At 42.9% G+C, this 19,116-nt stretch carries 16 protein-coding genes and 3 tRNA genes; 11 read left to right on the plus strand and 8 right to left on the minus strand.

Translation table 11 applies throughout. The features are described from left to right. Positions 1–54: 54 nt before the first annotated feature. The 4 genes from J7649_RS05765 to hemE all read right to left on the minus strand — a co-directional run bounded on the left by J7649_RS05765 (position 55) and on the right by hemE (position 4,517). The gene (locus J7649_RS05765; protein WP_219309788.1) at positions 55–1,941 is read right to left on the minus strand and encodes an Lnb N-terminal periplasmic domain-containing protein; all 1,887 of its coding nucleotides are present in this window, start codon (positions 1,939–1,941) and stop codon (positions 55–57) included. Positions 1,942–2,018: 77 nt separating this feature from the next. Further along, the gene (locus tag J7649_RS05770) at positions 2,019–2,489 is read right to left on the minus strand and encodes a DUF3015 family protein (protein ID WP_004646390.1); all 471 of its coding nucleotides are present in this window, start codon (positions 2,487–2,489) and stop codon (positions 2,019–2,021) included. A 143-nt stretch (positions 2,490–2,632) separates the two neighbouring features. Further along, positions 2,633–3,436, minus strand: coding sequence for a DUF817 family protein (locus J7649_RS05775; protein WP_005107426.1), 804 nt, complete (start codon positions 3,434–3,436; stop codon positions 2,633–2,635). Positions 3,437–3,446: 10 nt separating this feature from the next. Beyond that, entirely contained in the window at positions 3,447–4,517 is a 1,071-nt protein-coding gene (gene hemE / locus J7649_RS05780) for a uroporphyrinogen decarboxylase (RefSeq protein ID WP_219309790.1), read from the minus strand. Between the two features lie 205 nt (positions 4,518–4,722). On the opposite strand from hemE, the gene J7649_RS05785 reads away from it, so the two are divergent. The 3 genes from J7649_RS05785 (at position 4,723) to J7649_RS05795 (ending at position 8,132) form a co-directional block, all read left to right on the plus strand. Continuing rightward, positions 4,723–5,946, plus strand: coding sequence for a L,D-transpeptidase family protein (locus J7649_RS05785; RefSeq protein ID WP_219309792.1), 1,224 nt, complete (start codon positions 4,723–4,725; stop codon positions 5,944–5,946). 180 nt (positions 5,947–6,126) lie between these two features. Further along, the gene (locus J7649_RS05790) at positions 6,127–6,825 is read left to right on the plus strand and encodes a pirin family protein (RefSeq protein ID WP_219309794.1); all 699 of its coding nucleotides are present in this window, start codon (positions 6,127–6,129) and stop codon (positions 6,823–6,825) included. Positions 6,826–7,160: 335 nt separating this feature from the next. Next, the gene (locus J7649_RS05795) at positions 7,161–8,132 is read left to right on the plus strand and encodes a methyltransferase (protein WP_219309796.1); all 972 of its coding nucleotides are present in this window, start codon (positions 7,161–7,163) and stop codon (positions 8,130–8,132) included. 125 nt (positions 8,133–8,257) lie between these two features. On the opposite strand, the gene J7649_RS05800 is transcribed toward J7649_RS05795, so the two are convergent. From J7649_RS05800 to J7649_RS05810, 3 genes are all read right to left on the minus strand, one after another. After that, positions 8,258–8,347 (minus strand) — tRNA-Ser (locus tag J7649_RS05800). Positions 8,348–8,434: 87 nt separating this feature from the next. Next, a complete protein-coding gene (locus tag J7649_RS05805) occupies positions 8,435–10,471 on the minus strand; it encodes an NADPH-dependent 2,4-dienoyl-CoA reductase (protein WP_219309798.1) in 2,037 nt (678 codons plus the stop codon). Between the two features lie 140 nt (positions 10,472–10,611). Beyond that, positions 10,612–10,965 carry a hypothetical protein gene (locus J7649_RS05810; RefSeq protein WP_219309800.1) on the minus strand — a complete coding sequence of 118 codons (354 nt, stop codon included), beginning with the start codon at positions 10,963–10,965 and terminating at the stop codon, positions 10,612–10,614. Positions 10,966–11,213: 248 nt separating this feature from the next. Between J7649_RS05810 and argG the strand changes: the two genes are divergently transcribed. Then, positions 11,214–12,554: an argininosuccinate synthase gene (argG, locus tag J7649_RS05815; RefSeq protein ID WP_004279561.1), complete on the plus strand. Its 1,341-nt coding sequence runs from the start codon at positions 11,214–11,216 to the stop codon at positions 12,552–12,554. An 84-nt stretch (positions 12,555–12,638) separates the two neighbouring features. Here the strand turns inward: argG and J7649_RS05820 are convergent, their stop codons facing one another. Continuing rightward, positions 12,639–13,910 carry a GGDEF domain-containing protein gene (locus J7649_RS05820; RefSeq protein WP_219309802.1) on the minus strand — a complete coding sequence of 424 codons (1,272 nt, stop codon included), beginning with the start codon at positions 13,908–13,910 and terminating at the stop codon, positions 12,639–12,641. A 152-nt stretch (positions 13,911–14,062) separates the two neighbouring features. Between J7649_RS05820 and pyrC the strand changes: the two genes are divergently transcribed. The 7 genes from pyrC to J7649_RS05850 all read left to right on the plus strand — a co-directional run bounded on the left by pyrC (position 14,063) and on the right by J7649_RS05850 (position 19,018). Beyond that, positions 14,063–15,097: a dihydroorotase gene (gene pyrC, locus J7649_RS05825; RefSeq protein ID WP_004279558.1), complete on the plus strand. Its 1,035-nt coding sequence runs from the start codon at positions 14,063–14,065 to the stop codon at positions 15,095–15,097. Then, complete coding sequence (gene rnt, locus J7649_RS05830; protein WP_004279557.1) at positions 15,082–15,741, plus strand: ribonuclease T; 660 nt, start codon at positions 15,082–15,084, stop codon at positions 15,739–15,741. Before pyrC ends, rnt begins: the two co-directional genes overlap by 16 nt. Positions 15,742–15,761: 20 nt before the next feature. Next, positions 15,762–15,837, plus strand: a tRNA-Glu gene (locus J7649_RS05835). Between the two features lie 163 nt (positions 15,838–16,000). Beyond that, positions 16,001–18,052: a TonB-dependent receptor plug domain-containing protein gene (locus J7649_RS05840; RefSeq protein WP_228738666.1), complete on the plus strand. Its 2,052-nt coding sequence runs from the start codon at positions 16,001–16,003 to the stop codon at positions 18,050–18,052. A gap of 293 nt (positions 18,053–18,345) precedes the next feature. Continuing rightward, positions 18,346–18,525, plus strand: a complete 180-nt coding sequence (locus J7649_RS16770) for a hypothetical protein (protein WP_228738667.1) — start codon at positions 18,346–18,348, stop codon at positions 18,523–18,525. An 81-nt stretch (positions 18,526–18,606) separates the two neighbouring features. Next, a complete protein-coding gene (locus J7649_RS05845) occupies positions 18,607–18,765 on the plus strand; it encodes a hypothetical protein (RefSeq protein WP_004646377.1) in 159 nt (52 codons plus the stop codon). 177 nt (positions 18,766–18,942) lie between these two features. Beyond that, a tRNA-Glu gene (locus J7649_RS05850) sits at positions 18,943–19,018 on the plus strand. Positions 19,019–19,116: the final 98 nt, after the last annotated feature.

Consider the following 19,116-nt stretch of genomic DNA (forward strand, 5'->3'; position numbering starts at 1 on the left):
GCCTCATGGATACACAGCACTTTATGAATAGTGCTTATCAGTTTTAACTCAATCTTAAAAATACCGGATCAAACCAAGACTCCATTGATCCCAGTCTTTGGACTGCTGTTGCTGATATTCCCAAGACAGCCGAAGTGCATGTTGTGGATTGAATGCATATTGGAGTTCAGTATTCAGTTTCAGCTGCCAGCGATGCGAATCCTCCCAATAAGGCAGTTCCACCTGCACCAGACTGTTGATCTGATCGCTCCAGATATTCTGGCACCCCACAGTAGGGCCTGCACCTACGCGCCAGCCTTGATCAAGTGCCTTGCCTGCCTGTAGCTGAGTTTGCATTTGTGCATAACATAGATGTTCACGGCTGGCATTTGCCCAGCTATAACCGCCCTGAGTTTTTAAGCTGGCGACGCCATGCTGCTCATCTTCACTAAACTGGCCATGCGCATCCAGTGCCTCCTGTTGCCAGCCCAGATTAAAACCCCAGGACAATGGCGTATTAAACGGATTGACCGGGTTATAGGAATTGACGGTAAATAGATCAAGCTGTTCCAGTTTGAGCTCACTGTCACGATATTGCAAAGCCCCATCTAGAAACAATAATTGTGTGCCTGTTCGAAAACCACCTTGCGGATCGATAAGATCATGATAGGCTTGCCGATGCCCTAGCTGGACAAAGGATTCACCCTGAACCTGTCCGGCCTGAAGACTGATATTGCGTGCATGATGGCTTTGTACCGGATCTATTTTTGGACGTTCAGGCGCTTTACGCTGTTTCTCGATATCCAGCTGGCTTCTTAAGCCTAATAACTTACGAAAACGTGGTTGAACAAAAGATTCATCGACTTTTTGTCGGAGAAAGTCCAGATATAAATGATCATAGGCCATTTCCAGAATTTTGGCCTGATCTTCTGCCGGATAAGGCTGCAAAATTGAAAGCATTACACCTGTTTCTGCATAAGCTAACTGATGCGCAGTTTTTGCCAGCGCTTTGCCATGCTGTCTGGATTGAGCCAGCAATTGAGTTTCAAGCGCTGGACGGTAAACTTTCTGTTTGATCAAACCCTGCTGTTCTACGACTTTCAGTGTTTCAATCGGAATCGCAGTCGAATTAAACTGTTTCTGTAGATTTAACTCGGGACGTACCAGATCAAATAGCCCCAGCAGGCGATAAGCACAATTATCATTGATAAAATAATAAGGGAAACTTACATTTTGCATTTCCCAGAGATGCTGTACCAAAAATCTGGTTTCTTGCGGGCTTAAGTTTAATTCATATTCCCACAAATCCCGGCTTTCAAAGTCACCATATTCTTTGACCTTGCGGTAATATGGCATCAGGGAATATTCACCCGGATATTGTCCGGTCAGCCCTTTCCAGGCAAAGGACCAGTTGTCATTGCCATCGACCGTCGCAGCATAGTTGACCGCATAAGAAATCAGATTGAGTTGTTGCTGGTCTTTAGGATCCAGACGCAACAAGGTATGACCAAACATCGAGCTGGGATTACCCATAAAATCCGTGGCATAGATCAGGGTTGCCTGATAAGGCTTGACCTCGCCAATCCATTTATCCAAATCCGGGCAACTGACCGCAGGCAATTGTTGCTCGGAAATATTCAATTGCTGCATTAACCAGCTGCTGCGTGCAGGAAACTTACAGCGGACGGACTGATTCGGCTCTGCGCTCAGGAATAAAGCCTGAATGTTATGCTGCATTTCTTTTTTTAGATCAGTTTTTCCCTGCTCTGCCAGGAAATAGCCCGAATAGTTAACCTCGCTATGACCTTGGGGATTGGCATACATGAGACGTTGCCAGGTAGTGCTCTGATCCAGATGCTGAGTTTCGGCCTGAGCGATATAATGCTGGATGTCTGGATTAATTTCGCTAGAAAAACTTAAAGGGCTGAATGTCAGGCCCAACATGAAGAACGCATATTTCATTCAGTTAACTTATTCTCATCAATTTCTTTTAGTCATAAGAAAACCCTGCCAGAACAGCAGGGTTTTTAGGGTGCGGATCAGATGTAGGATTTCAATACTTCATCTTTGGCCATCACAGTTTGTAAGGTGCTTAAAACTTGTAATGTATTCTGGTTTTCTTCGGAATAAATTTCAGAGAAATTCTGCTTGGAAACGCTAAAGAAACGAGCTTTATCTTCAGATTTAATATTCAAAAGTTCAGCCAGAACATTCAGGCTTTCACCCTCTCCAACTGCCATATCACGCGCCAATGTTTCAGCGTTTTCATTGGTAAAGGTCACCACTTGAGCGGTTACGGTACCGCCCTGGCTACAACCTAAAGTACCAAAAGTGATCCCGAGCCACTGATTCGTGAACAGAACGTTGGTCGTACCTGCAAAGAGTTTAGGAATAATACCAGACTGACCCGCCCACACCTGGCTTCCGATACCACAACCGACATCTCGGTCAGCCATCGCCATGCTTGAACCAGTCGCCAATACCGCCGCCAGCATAATTTTTTTCAACATAGTTATTCTCCAATTATTCTCATGCAATCTTTGTTATTACTCTAATAATGTAATTTAAATTACATACTCAGCAGAGTAGCGACAAGTCAAGTTTGGCGCAATTGAAAAAATGTATGCTTTACATAAACATAACCTGATTGATTTTACTGTTCCTTGAGCGCCCAATCGCCTTGTGAATTACGCTGTCCCAAGATTTTCAGCACCAACACCAGACTCAGCAATAACAACAAATACCAGGAGCCCAGTTTGCCCCATCCCACCATATGCCATTGCTCAATCTGGCTTGGATAGAGCCAGATCTGGTAAAAGGTACTGATGTTCTCGGCAATCCAGATAATAAACGCCAGAATCAGCAGTACGGGTAACATCGGCAACTGAAAAGTATGCCGATTCAGCTGAAAGCGAATTCTGGTTTTCCAGAACATCAGCACGCTCCAGACAAATAAAATCACCCGATAATCGGGAATAAAAAACTTGCTCATAAAGTTGATATAAGACAAGACAGCCAATGTCAGCATATGGCTAAAACGCGGCAATTTTTCAAATGAAACCTGATATAGACGTAAAGAGCGCGCAAAAAAACTGCCGACCGCAGAATACATAAAACCGGCAAATAAAGGCACGGTCAGGATTTTAAATATTGCGGGTTGAGGGTAATGCCAGGAAGCAATTGCCGGATGGGTCAGGAAGATTTCCATCACCATGGCCATGAGATGAAATAACGCAATCACTTTGGCTTCAGCCCAGGATTCCAGTTTTGTATAAAGTAATACCACCTGAATCAACAAGGCAAAAAACAGCAGATAGTCATACCGGTAAAAACCGAAAAAGAGATCGCTGCCCATAGAAGCAGTCAGCGCAAAAGCCAGCAGGAGTAAAATCCCAAATAAGGCAGCCGAAGCTGCCTTATAAGTAAATTCAAACCCTGATTTGAATAGATCGATCAAGGTTTACATCCTAAAGATATTTGGCACTATACTCATGTACGGTATCAATAAATGCTTTTGGATTCGCCGGATCAACCCACTGGGTAATACCATGACCTAAATTGGCAACATAACCGGTTTTCTCGCCATTGGCATAGGCATCATCCAGCATGGCTTTTGTCGCTTTAATGATGGTGTCTGATGAACCATATAAAGTTGCAGGATCCAGGTTACCCTGAAGTGCTGCACGACCAGCAACCGTTTGACGAGCGACATTCAATGGCGTGGTCCAGTCCAGACCAAATGCATCTGCGCCTGTCGTAATCATCGGTTCCAACCATTGACCGCCACCTTTGGTAAACAGAATTACCGGAATCTTGCGGCCGTCTTTCTCACGTTGCAAACCAGCGACAATCTTCTGCATATAGTTCAGCGAGAACTCGATATATTCACGATGTGCTAATGCCCCACCCCAACTATCAAAGATCTGTACCGCTTGTGCACCCGCATCGATCTGTGCATTCAAATATTCAGTCACTGCATCAGCCAGACGATCCAGTAAAGCATGCAAAACTTCAGGCTGCGCATACATCATCTGTTTGGTAAAACGGAAATCCTTGCTTGAACCGCCTTCGACCATATACGTTGCCAGAGTCCATGGACTGCCCGAGAAACCAATCAGAGGAACCTGACCGCCCAAGGCTGAACGAATGGTCGAAACGGCATTCATCACATAATCCAGATCCGACTTGGCATTAAATGCAGGCAGATTGGCGACATCCTGTTCGGTACGGATGGTCTTGTGAAATTTCGGGCCTTCACCGGCTTCAAAATACAGCCCTAGTCCCAAAGCATCCGGAACCGTCAAGATATCCGAGAATAAAATCGCGGCATCAAGATCATAACGGCGTAAAGGCTGCAAAGTTACTTCACAGGCCAGTTCAGTATTCTTGCAAAGAGAAAGGAAATCTCCTGCCTTGGCACGCGTTTCGCGGTACTCAGGCAAATAACGGCCAGCCTGACGCATCATCCATACTGGCGTAGCATCTACAGGCTCACGCAACAATGCGCGCAGAAAACGATCATTTTTTAAGGTCGTCATTCACATTCCCATCTTTCTTTGACATTGCCAACATCATAGCAAAAAGGCCGCAGTTTTAATAACTTCTGGCAACTTTAAAAACCGATCGGATTGAACGGCAACCTAGTGATTTACACAAAACAACTACTGCATCTCCACATTTTTTCTGTAATACTTATAGTGTTTTTTCACATAGTTAAAGAAATAATTCTTAAGGTTGAGTTACATGTTCGTTCGCACAATGCTCGCTGTGAGTCTAGGTTGCATTTTCGCAGGTCAAGTTTTTGCCGCGTCTACTGCTGAACAACCATTAAAACCCCAAGTGGTGACTGATGTTGCAGTGCAAGATCCGATTGATCCATTAGCAACTGAAGCTTCAGCGGCCCAAGCAGCACCTGCAGAAGCGCAAATTACTGCACAAGAACAACAAGACTTAAAACAGGCATCTGAAGCGCTGAATGAGCTACAGGATACCGAAGATCAGACTGCCTCTGTTGGCGCAGTACCAAATACCAAAGCACCGACTAACTCTGCAGCGACCAAAGCTTCGTGGACTTTAGACGGCTTAAATAATGCCCAGTGGTATGAAAATATCGGTGCAGGTCAATTCCCAGTTTACGCACGTGCACATGTCATGCTGAATAATGCCCATGCATCACCGGGGGCGATTGACGGAACCAGCGGTAAAAATACACTAAAAGCCATTGCATCTTTCCAGCAAATGAATGGCATTAAACCGACAGGTGTTTTGACTCAGGAAACCTGGGATAAACTGGTGGCACGTCAGGGTTCTAAGCCAACCTTTGTTGAATACACTATTACTGAAAAAGATCTGGCAGGCCCATTTGCCAAATCTATTCCTTCAGATTATGCGCTACAGGCGAAAATGAAAGGCCTGTACTACACACGTGTCAGTGAAATGTTAAGTGAAAAATTCCATATGGATGAGAATTTTTTAAAGAAACTCAATCCAAATGCCAACTTTAATAAAGTTGGTGAAAAATTACTGGTCAGTAATGTACGTAATGACTTGCCTGAAGGTATTCACTTGATTGTTGCACATAAAGGCGCGAAACAACTGTACTTATTTAATAGTAAAAATCAAATGATCGCGTCATTCCCTGCCACCATTGGTAGTGCGGATACACCATCTCCAACCGGAACCTATAAAGTAACAGGTGTTGCACCAAACCCTTGGTACAGCTACTCACCTTCTAACTTTGTACAAGGTAAAAATTTAAAACCACTATCTTTACCACCGGGTCCTAACGGTCCTGTCGGGAATATCTGGATTGGTTTAAGCAAGAAATCATTTGGTATTCACGGAACACCAAACCCGTCTACCATTTCGAAAACAGCGTCACATGGTTGTATTCGTTTGACTAACTGGGATGCCAATGATCTTGGCCGTAAAGTCAAATCTGGGGTAACGGTTCGTTTCTTAGAATGATGATCGGTCTGCCGATTTGAATAAAAATAGCCTGCTTTTGAGCGGGCTTTTTTATTCCTTATGTTTACTTTCAGCTCTGTCGTTGCAAAAATGCAATGATCTGTCGCCTATTTGAGATTTTTTCAGTTATAAAACGACAGTATGATGATCTCAAGTTAAAAATAATGTCGAGATAAAATCATGAATGCTTTTCTACATCCTAGCGAAAATCGTGGTCATGTAAAAATGGGCTGGCTGGAGTCTAAACACAGTTTCTCATTTGGTAACTGGTATAACCCAAAGTATATGGGTGTCAGCGCTTTACGTGTCATTAATGATGACCTGATTGATGGACATCAGGGTTTTGGAACGCATCCACATGACAATATGGAAATCCTGACCTGTGTGCTGAAAGGAACCATTACCCATCAGGACAGCATGGGCAATCATGGCGGAATTGCTGCGGGTGAATGGCAACTGATGAGCGCAGGAACCGGTGTGCGACACAGTGAAATGAACCAGGGCGATGAACAGGTTCATTTACTGCAAATCTGGATTATTCCAAATGAACGTGATGCCAAACCGAACTATCAGCAAATTCGTCTTGATCCGCATGAGCAACCGAACCAGTGGCATTTGATTTGTGGTCCGAATGACAATGCGCCGATGCATATCCGTCAGAATGCCGAAGTCAAAACTGCGGTGATTCAGCAAGGCCAAAGTCTGGAAGTGAAAGCGACCCAGCATATTAATTATATACATGTTGTTTCTGGTGCTATCCAGATCGCTGAACATACGGTTGAAGCTGGCGGCGCAATTGCTTTTCTGGATAACACAGAAATTAAAGCAAGCGAAGATGCGCAAGTGATCTGGTTTGATTTGTCGGAAGTACCCAACTAAGCTTTTAAAGCTCTCAGCTCTAATGGCTATTGATCCAAGTGATTAATAGCCATTTTTTATACATATAATAATGAATAAGAAATTATAGTTTGCAGAATCATAATAAGGTTTCTTAGCTAATAAAATTATGCCTACTACCTATACAAATCCAACCAATTCTCATCACATTTTTACCTAAGCAATGCATTATTTAGATGAATATAAACTGATCCATTTCCATGGAATCCAGTGCTGTATAGCTGTGATCATTCACGATTGGCTTTATATTATCTTTTGCAGGCATAAAGTGAATTGACCTTTTCATGTAGGTTAAATAAATAGAAGAGCATATCCGTATGAACCAGATTTTAGAGATGCAAAGCAGCCAGCAGCAAGCTTTGCTTTATTTATTAGCCTTTTTAAAACAACAAGATTATCAGTTTACGACCATTACACCGCTTTCCCACCAGCGAATTCTGAATCGAAAAAAGAATGAAATTTATAAGCACAGAACCCATCAGGATATCTTTGGCTGGAATCTAAACTTTAAAAAAACTGATCTTGATCCCGTTCTGTTTGAATTATTGCAAGAACATCAACTTCTACAGGTTCAGGAAGATCAATACTTGAGTCAGATTCGAGTTTCTTCACTCGATGGCGAACTCTTTATTCATTCAGCTTTTCCGACTACTCAGCAAGATGCGGTATTTTTTGGTCCGGATACTTATCGCTTTATCTATCATCTCAAGCAATATCTAGCTGCTCAGACTCACCCTTTCAAACGGGTCGTGGAAATGTGTTGTGGCACTTCAGCAGCCGCAATCAGTATTGCCAGACATTTTCCAGATGTTAATGAAATTATGGTTGCAGACCTGAATCCCAAAGCCTTGCTCTATAGCCAGATTAATATCAGTTTTTCCGGCTTAAACCATATTCATCCGGTTCAAAGTAATTTATTTTCCAATCTTGATGGAAAATTTGATCTGATTTTTGCTAATCCGCCGTATTTAATTGATCCGGATCAACGCCAATATCGTCATGGTGGTAATAAACTGGATGGCTGTGATTTATCATTCAGGATTATAAAAGAAGGTCTACAGCGGCTGAATGTTGGTGGACGTTTATTCCTCTATACAGGAGTAACTGTAACTGAGCATGGCAATCTGTTTTTGCAGCATCTTAAAAATTTGATGAAACAGCATCACAATATAACTTGGTCTTATGAGGAAATTGACCCGGATATTTTTGGTGAAGAACTGGAACAACCGGCTTACCAACATGTGGAAAGAATTGCGTTGGCATTAATCAAAATTGAAGTAGGCAATTAAAGAATATTTATTAATTATGGAATTTTAAAATTTTGACTTTGTTCGCTATCAGCTTATTTTAAATCGTTTTATTAAAATCATAGAAATAAAAAAACCCCAATCTTTCGACTGGGGTTTTAAAAATTTGGCGGAAGCGGTGAGATTCGAACTCACGGAGGACTCACACCCTCGTCGGTTTTCAAGACCGGTGCATTAAACCGCTCTGCCACGCTTCCATGGGCGCAATAATACGGAGCTTTTGTCCGGCTGACAAGTGAAAATTACAGTGAATGCAATCAACTGCATATAGTTTCATCAAATCCTTACAGTTTTGCTGCTAATTCCGCTCCCTCACGAATGGCGCGCTTGGCATCGAGTTCAGCAGCCAGTTTTGCACCGCCAATAATATGATACTGCGCCAAGGTATTTTCCCCAGCACTCGGCATCAGGTCTTTTACCGATTCCTGACCTGCACATACCACAATGGTATCCACACGCAATAATTGAGCATGGCCATCTACCTCAATCCATAAGCCTTCATCCGTGACAGATTTATATTGCACACCGCGCAACATCCGCACGGCATGTTTTTTTAACTGGGCACGATGTACCCAGCCTGAAGTCTTGCCTAGTCCTGCGCCAAGCGGTGTCTTTTTACGTTGTAATAAATAAATTTCCCGTACTGGTGGTTCGACTTCAGCACGCTGTAACCCGCCTTCAGTCACATAATCTGGTTGGGAATCAATACCCCATTCACGTTTCCACTCATCCACAGGTTGCGGCTGTACCTGATGCGGCGGCTTTAATAAAAACTCCGACACATCAAAACCAATACCACCCGCGCCGATGACCGCAACACGATCACCGACAGGCGCGCCGCGTAGCACTTCTGCATAAGACAAGACTTGTGGTGCCTGACTGCCTTCGATATTCAAGGCACGCGGCACGACACCTGTAGCCACAATCACCTCATCAAAACCTTCACGCTCCAACTGCTCGCGATTGACACGGGTATTGAGACGCAGATCAACTCCGGTTTTTTCTAGCTGCACTTTAAAATAACGAATCGTTTCGTGAAATTCCTCTTTCCCTGGAATGACTTTAGCCAGGTTGAACTGCCCGCCTACTTCATGATTGGCCTCAAACAGCGTCACATCATGCCCGCGACTGGCTGCGACCGTAGCAGCAGACAGACCTGCAACTCCCCCGCCAATCACTGCAATACTTTTCGGTTTTTTGGTTTTGATATAAACCAGTTCGGTTTCATAAGCGGCACGCGGATTGACCAGACAGGTTGCCCGCTGGTTTTTAAAGGTATGATCCAGACAAGCCTGATTACAGGCAATACAGGTATTGATTTCATCAACACGATTGGTCGCGGTTTTATTGACCCAGAAAGCATCGGCCAAAAGTGGACGTGCCATCTGCACCATATCTGCCTGACCAGAGGCCAGAATCGCCTCGGCAGTGTCTGGCATATTGATCCGGTTGGATGCAATCACCGGCACCGACACATGTTTTTTGACTTCAGCGGTATAATCGACAAAAGCGGCACGCGGTACAGAAGTCACAATAGTGGGGATACGTGCTTCATGCCAGCCAATCCCGGTATTAAGCAAAGTAATCCCCGCCTTTTCCAAAGCTTTAGCTACGGTAATCACTTCCTGCATGGTATTGCCATCATGTACCAAATCGAGAAGCGACAAACGGAAACAGATGATAAATTTTTCGCCAATTTCCTCGCGAATGGCTTTGACAATTTCTACGGCAAAACGCATCCGGTTTTCAATCGGGCCACCCCAACGGTCGCTACGCTGGTTGACATGACGACTTAAAAACTGATTCAGTAAATAGCCTTCCGAACCCATAATTTCTACGCCATCATAGCCAGCCTTTTTGGCAATACTGGCCGTGTTGACATAGTCCTGAATGGTATTCAGGATCTGTTTATCTGACATTTCACGTGGTTTAAAAGGAGAAATTGGCGATTTGATTGGACTTGCCGACACCACAAAAGGCTGATAGCCATAACGTCCGGCATGCAGAATTTGCAAAAGAATTTTGGCGCCATGTTTATGCACTGCATGCGTCACCAGACGATGTGGCGCAATATCTCCCAAGGTATTCATGGTGCCGCCCGCCGGCAACAACCAGCCTTGACGGTTTGGCGATATTCCACCCGTAATCAGCAGACCTACGCCACCCTTTGCACGTTCGCCAAAATACGCTGCAAGTTTAGGATAATTATAGAAGCGGTCTTCCAGACCAGTATGCATCGACCCCATTACGACCCGGTTTTTAATGGTGGTAAAACCTAAATGCAGTGGTTTTAAAATGTTGGCATAGCGCGTCGTGGTCATAACAAATCCCTGATTATATTTGGCTGAGCAAGTCATTCCCTTACTTTAACTGATTTTCAGCGGCTTTTTATGACCCGGAGTTCAGCATTTTCAGGCACAAACATCAATCTTCGATACCAGCTCGCTCTATACATGACAAATTAGTTCTGCCATTGCCGTGCACTGGATTTCCATAATGCAATCGCACCCAATACTGTACCAATTGGAAAACTCAGCAACATCAGGATGGCCATTATTCTGGATAAAGTTCGTCCTGAACCATTGCCCTGCTTCACCTTAATACAGGCCTGGATATTAAAAAACATCAGCAAGCCTAAAAGTAGCAACACCACACCTAAACTCAGCATGGAAATACTGGATTGCTGATATTCAAGATATAAAAACAGCACTGTACTAAAACCAATCAGGCCGGCATAAATCCCATGTAACAGTGCCAGCGTTTCATTCTTAGCTTTAGGATTTAAATTAGGTAAAGGTGGAATGCGAGTCGCCATGCTTTTATTCCTGTTTTATCTGATTTTTAACTTTATTCGGCTGAATATAACCAATTTCTTCCGTTTTCAGCAGGATTCTGGTGAAAATCGTGCGATTTATGATTATTTAAGCCTATTGAATAGAGATTTTAAAACGAGTTTTTCTTTTCTAAAGCAAACCTAAATAAATTAATGATACAATTGATGCAATATGTATTTTTTCAGGCCACCAATTCTGGCGTGCCTATTTCATATCATTAGGATGAACAATGTCTGATAATGCAACTATCTTGCAGAATGTCCCAGTAGGTAAAAAAGTTGGTATTGCCTTCTCTGGTGGTCTAGATACTTCTGCTGCTCTTTTGTGGATGAAACAAAAAGGCGCTGAACCTTATGCTTACACAGCTAACTTGGGTCAGCCAGACGAAGACGATTACGATGCGATTCCAAAAAAAGCTGAAGCTTATGGCGCAGTAAAAGCACGTTTAATCGACTGCCGTTTACAGCTTGCATTAGAAGGTATTGCTGCAATTCAATGTGGCGCGTTCCATATTTCTACAGGTGGTATGCCTTATTTCAACACGACGCCATTGGGTCGTGCAGTAACTGGCACCATGCTGGTAACTGCCATGAAAGAAGATGATGTTAACATCTGGGGTGACGGTTCGACTTATAAAGGCAACGACATTGAACGTTTCTACCGTTATGGCTTGTTGACCAATCCTGCGCTTAAAATTTACAAGCCTTGGTTAGACCAAACTTTCATTGACGAGCTGGGCGGCCGTGCGGAAATGTCACAGTTCCTGATCGACAATGGCTTTGACTATAAAATGTCAAAAGAAAAAGCCTATTCAACTGACTCAAACATGCTGGGTGCGACACACGAAGCCAAAGATCTTGAATACCTGAATGCAGGCATCAAAATCGTTGAGCCAATCATGGGCGTTGCATTCTGGAAAGATGACGTAGAAGTAAAAGCTGAAGAAGTATCGATTACTTTTGAAGAAGGCTTCCCGGTTGCCATCAACGGTCAACGCATTGAAGATCCAGTTGAGTTCATTCTTGAAGCGAACCGCATCGGTGGCCGTCACGGTCTAGGTATGTCGGATCAAATCGAAAACCGGATCATCGAAGCGAAATCTCGCGGTATCTATGAAGCTCCGGGTATGGCGCTGCTTCACATTGCTTATGAGCGTCTGGTAACGGGTATTCATAACGAAGATACGATTGAACAATACCGCATTAACGGTTTACGTTTAGGTCGTTTGCTGTACCAAGGTCGCTGGTTCGATTCTCAAGCGCTTATGCTACGTGAAACTGCACAGCGTTGGGTCGCTAAAGCAGTTACCGGTACTGTAACGATCGAACTGCGTCGTGGTAATGACTACACCATTATGAATACTGAATCTCCGAACCTCACTTATGAAGCTGAGCGTTTGACTATGGAGAAAGGTGATTCTATGTTCTCGCCGATGGATCGTATTGGTCAGTTGACCATGCGTAACCTGGATATCACGGATACTCGTGCGAAACTGGGCATCTATACAGAGACTGGTTTATTGGCAGTTGGTTCAGCATCTGCAGTGCCACAACTAAAAGACAAAAACTAAGTTTTAGTCCTTTTTCGTTTCATAAAAAACCGCTCCTGATGAGCGGTTTTTTATTGAGGGTTCGTTTATTGATTGTAATAATCTCTAACCATTTGCGATATCTGAATTGACTGAACGAATGGACTGATAATAAATCTGGTTGCGTCCAAGCTGTTTGGCACGATATAGCGCCTGATCCGCGATTCCCAATAAGGCGTCTTTATCAATATCATCTTCACCACGATAGACGGTAATGCCTAAACTGATGGTGATATGTTTCGCAACCGAGGATTTTTCATGTGGAATTTCCAGACGATCAATCGCCTTAAAAATATTTGAAGCCACTGCATAAGCACCATGTGCATCCGTTTCTGGCAAGAGCACCACAAACTCTTCCCCGCCATAACGCGCGACAAAGTCCATATGACGGATCGCATTTTTGATGGTTTTGGCAATAGTCGAAATGACATCATCACCTTTCTGATGCCCATAAAAATCGTTGTAATTTTTAAAGAAATCTACATCGATAAACAGAATTGCCAATGCCGTTTCTTCACGATGTGCACGTTCGAAATGGACTTGCAGCGTCTCATCAAAAGTCCGTCGATTGGAAATCTTGGTCAGCTCATCGTACTGACTCAAATGTAATAATTCGTTGGTATGGATACGCTGGATCTGCTCACTGATTCTGGCGCGAATGCTATAGAGAAATATCACACGTTCACGGGCAAAAATCATATGGCTAATCACATAACCCAGCAAGCAACCTCCAATTAAAATCCGTCCAAAAACCATAGGATTAAATTCAACTGAAAGGCTAAACAATACAAGAATAGTAGTTGCCGCAGCGAATAATCCGGTGACCAGCATCTGAATCGGCTTAATACCGGTCAGAACATAACCCAGGATATATACGATCGTGACTATCGCCATGGATTGATGCTGCAAGGCATCAGTTTTAATCGACATGGTGATACATGAAATTGACACCTGTACCCAGAATACCAACAGCATCGAAGCCTGAGGAAAAAAGCGCTTGATCTTGGGTAAGCACGAGAACATATAAAAGATAATTAGCGACACGCCGCCATTGAGCAAGCCCAACATACACAGGACAAAATCATGTACGAAATATTCTTTGCTGATGCTCCAGTAATCTGTGGGAATCATCACCACCAAAAAAAGGAAATAGGCTAGTACTCCAGCCCACACATATTTTTCGACATGTTTGCGGGCGCGTTCCAGATTTTTGGTCCAGAATTCTTGTTCCAGATTTTGAGGGAAGACCGGGCCTACACGCTGGCTTTGCCGTGTAATCAGTTGTTCTATGTCTTCTTTATCATCTTGCAATTTCGCTAGATTGTACTTGTATTCCATTGCCAAGTATTTATGTAATTTTTTTATTAATTTTAAAATAACATACTTTTTAAAATTAATTTATACATATCCCTTATTTTGTAGCGCTTTCTCGTTACCATTTTTACTATAGATGGATTATCATTTGTTTTATTTGTTCGACTGAATTTGACTTGAATACGATTACGATTCTCCAGCCAGATGATTGGCACGTTCACCTGCGTGATGGTTTAGCACTTCAACGTACCGTTCCCGATTTAGCCAAGCAGTTTTCTCGTGCCATTTGCATGCCAAATCTGGTGCCACCCGTAAAAACCGTCGAAGAGGCCAATGCTTACCGTGAACGTATCATGGCACATGTGCCTGAAGGGGTAAATTTCGACCCGCGTATGGTGCTGTATTTCACTGACAACACCCCGGCAAGTGAAGTTAAAAAGATCAAAGAATCTGCGCATGTCAATGCCATCAAGCTCTATCCTGCGGGTGCGACCACCAACTCCGATAGTGGTGTGAGCGATATGAGCAAAGTCTACGGCGTAATTGAACAGCTTGAAGAACACCAAGTGCCTTTATTGCTACATGGTGAAGTGACGCATAATCATGTCGATATTTTTGACCGTGAAAAGCGTTTCCTGGATGAAGTGCTGGCTCCCTTACTCAGACAATTTCCCAAGCTGAAACTGGTGCTCGAACACATCACCACCAGCGAAGCAGCAAACTTTGTACTTGAGCAAGACCGTAATGTCGCTGCAACCATTACGCCGCAACATTTATTGTTTAACCGCAATGACATGCTGGTTGGTGGGATCAAGCCGCATTTCTACTGCTTGCCGATTTTAAAACGTCAAACGCATCAGCAAACTTTGCTGGAAGTCGCAACCAGCGGTAATCCTAAATTTTTCCTGGGAACAGATAGCGCGCCGCATTCAAAAAATGCAAAAGAAAATGCGTGTGGCTGTGCAGGATGTTATAGTGCGCCGACTGCCATTGAGCTGTATGCTCAGGCATTTGATCAGGTGGGTAAAATTGAACGCCTGGAAGGTTTTGCCAGCCATTTTGGTGCAGACTTCTATGGCCTGCCACGTAATACCAATACCATTACCCTGGTTAAAGAAGATCAAGTAATCCCTGAAAGTTTAGACTATCTGGATGGTGAACAGATTATCCCACTGTATGCTGGTAAAACCATTCAATGGAGAAAAGTGTGACAAATGAAACGCTCCCAATCATTGGTCAACGTTTTCGTGGATTCTTACCTGTAGTTGTCGATGTCGAGACTGCAGGTTTTAATGCGCAGACTGATGCATTGCTGGAAATTGCGGCCATTCCGATTGTTTATAATGAGGAGGGTCAATTTGTGCCGGGTCAAGCTTACCATGCACATATCAATCCTTTCGAAGGGGCAAATCTCGACCGACGTTCGCTGGAGTTTATTGGGATCGATCCTTCTAATCCAATGCGAATCGCCATGGCCGAAGATGAGAAAACTGCACTCAAGCGCATTTTTAAATCGGTGAATGAAGTGCGTCGCCAGCAAAATTGTACCCATGCAGTTTTAGTCGGACACAATGCACATTTCGATTTAGGTTTTCTTCAGGCCGCGATTGCCCGTACCGGGACCAAAAACCAGAACCCGTTTCATAGTTTTTCTGTCTTCGATACAGTGACTTTAAGTGCGGTGATGTTTGGTCAGACTGTACTGGCGAAGTCCTGTATCCAAGCTGGAATCGAGTTTGATGGTAAAGAAGCCCATTCTGCATTATATGATACGCAGAAGACCGCTGAACTGTTTTGCTATATTTTAAACAAACTCGCACCTCACCTGCTTGACACTCTGGTGGCGGATCAATAAGATACCGCCATCTTCTAAACGTCCCTATCGTCTAGAGGCCTAGGACATCGCCCTTTCACGGCGGTAACCGGGGTTCGAATCCCCGTAGGGACGCCATCTATTTTTTCTCTTCTTTATATTTCTTTGATCAGCATCCTAAGCTGCTCAAGTCCTACACTTTTATCAATTAATTAATGAAAATAATTCTCATTACTATTGATTACCTACTCTAAGTTAATGATAATCACTTCCATTATTTTTCGCATATTTAACCCTTCTCATGCGTTTTGCTTATTCCCCACTTTCTATTGCGGTTCTAACAGCTTTATCAACATCTAGTTTTGCAGAAGAATCAAATTATCAAGAATCCATCCTCAAGGAAGCTACGGTTAAGTTCAGCACGATTATTATCGAAGCTCAGCAAGCAAATGAAGTGGGAAAAACAGTTTATTCAAAAGAAGATTTAGAAAGTACGCCAAATAGCTCAAAGAACATTACCGATTTTTTAAAAGTGAATCCGAATGTGCAGTTTAGTCAGTCACAACTTGCAGCAGGTTCTCAAGGTGAAATTAAACCTGCCGAAATCTCAATTAATGGTGCACAAACCTTCCAAAACAATTTCATTGTGAATGGTGTTTCCAACAACCTACTTATTAATCCAGCAAATTCAAACACAAATACGTTTCAAGATATTGGGACTGGCGCACAAGCTATGGCAGTGAACACGGACCTACTTTGTGAGCTTGAAGTATTAGATAGCAATGTGTCTGCCGCTTATGGTCAATTCACAGGTGGTGTTGTAAATGCTAAAACATGTGCACCGCAAACAGAGATAGGTAAAATTCACGGTTCTATCACCTATGATTACACTGAAAGTGATTGGGCTCGCTACAACTCAATTTCACCTTTAGAAGAAAGTAAATTTGAAGAGCCCACAGATGAATACCAAAAGGAATATACCAAACAAGGTCTAAGCACCAATATTTATGGGAAGCTCTCGAATGATTGGGGCTTTAATGCTTATGCCTCTCAACGAGAGTCTATCATCCCAGTCAAAAGTGGCTTTGAAACACCTAAAACAATTGATCAAGAACGACATATCTCAAATCTTGGTGCAACATTATTTTATACACCAAACCCCTCAACCAAAGCGAAGTTTGGTTTCGATTATGGATTGCTGGACAGTTTGAGCTATGTGGACAGCAACCGTGATTCGGGAAGTACCACTGAAACTGAAACACTTACTCTGTTCTCGGAACTTGAACATCGCTTCAACTTAGGTACTCTTGTACACAAACTTAATTTCCAAAACTCGGCGACACAACGTATTGCAGATAATAACTACAGTATGCATTGGTACTATGCCGAAGGAAGTAAAGATTGGAATAATACCGATGTTGTTCGAGAAGGCGCCATCATGGGAGAAATAGAACAACATCAAGACGTTCTCTCTTACGACCTACAAGCCAATATAGACCCATTTAAAGTTGGTCAATCCCAACACAACATGACTCTAGGTGCGGGTTATAGCCATGCTCATGTTGAGTGGAAACGAGCCGAGGATGTTTTACTCGCGACAAAGACCCATTTAAAAGAACTTGGCAAAGATACTACCTGCCTTCAAAGTGCCCCATATTGTGACGATAAACTAACGATAAATGGTTGGAATGGACAATATATCGCTGGTGGGACTCTGTACAAAGCTGGTGATATCCAAGCCCAGCAAGATCGCCTAAATATATTTATTGAAGATAATATTCAGTGGAATGATCAATTTTCAACACGCCTTGGTGTTCGTGCTGATTATGACTCTTTGAGTAGTAATATCAATATTTCCCCTCGCAGTCGTCTCTCTTACAAACCCTTTAGTAATGATCAATTGCATTTATCCGCTGGGTGGAATCGCTACTATGGTCAGCAAACTTTAGGTACAGAGCTGAATGAAATTCAAAATGATTTGCTCTACAAACTGTCACGTGAAAACCCACATGCGACTTGGGTAGAAACACAAACTGCACTATCCAGCGGTGCGCGTAGTTCAGCGCTCAATACCCCTTTCAGTGACGAGACTGTTTTAGGCCTGAATACACAAATCCAGAATTGGGATCTAGGGCTAAAATGGGTCAATCGTAAATATCAGGATGAAATATCAAAAACTAAAGTTACTCCTTTAGGTGGATCAAAATTCTTCTATGAATATAACAATGATGGAAGTGGCAAAGCTGACATCTACACCTTAACACTTAAAAATCGTCAACCGATCGCACTGGGGGATAGCCAACATTTATTTGCCTTGGGATTTGATACAGTGAAGTCTTCCGCAGTTATGTAGATTACACTTCAGCCTATGATCAAGCCACTCAAGATGAATGGGTCTCTTATGATGGTCAAATTATCCGTTGGTCAGACCGCCCTGCCCCAAAATTTAACCAACCATGGACCGCACGAGTAAACTGGGATATTACATTCGATACACTGCCTGTACGTATTTCAAACTTCTTTAGCTATAAAAACAGTTACGATGATATGGTTGTAGTCTCCAATAAAAATGACAAAGTCGAATAGGAAGGTGAACTGCTTGACACCTATTTAGCCTCTGAAATTAAACCCAAATTTACATGGGATATGCGCACCACCTATGACTGGGAAATTTCAAAAGATTTAAGGGCAATTTTTGGTTTAACCATTAACAACGTAACCAACCGCGTGAATACCTATACAACAGGCTCGACCTCAAATGATAGACCACGTGTGATGACTGAAATCGGCCGCCAATTTATTGCAGATGTTACTTTTAAATTCTAGAGCCTGAATAGGTACATGCTGCTGCTCTTTTAGATTTGCTTAGGCTATAATTAATGCGATTTCATATTTTGCCTTTGTATCATGTTAAAAAAGATCTTACTGGTTTTACTGATTTTAGCCCCATCCGCGCTATATCTCTATATCGTCAACCGTGATGATGACAACACTGCGGAGACTGAGACAGTATCAACCCCAGCTGAAAACTCTCAGCCTGAGCAATATCAAACTCCAGATCACTAAGTTTTAGTGATCTTTTCAAATATTTATTTTTTATAGTCCTGAAATCTGTTCAGAAAATAACATCTTAATAAAATAAAGTTTTTGTTTTGCCTAATGTTTAAACTGTTAAATGAATTTTAGCAAAAACCCTTTTGACAAACCCCGGCTTAATCCTTAATATACGCATCACCTCGCAACGTCCCTATCGTCTAGAGGCCTAGGACATCGCCCTTTCACGGCGGTAACCGGGGTTCGAATCCCCGTAGGGACGCCATCTATTGATCTCATACGATCAGACCTTATTCGAAATTACTATTATTCGATTGCAGATTTGTAGTTTTTCACTACAATAGCTCGCTTCATTCCTTTGAA

This window comes from Acinetobacter lwoffii (assembly GCF_019343495.1).
GTDB lineage: Bacteria > Pseudomonadota > Gammaproteobacteria > Pseudomonadales > Moraxellaceae > Acinetobacter > Acinetobacter lwoffii_P.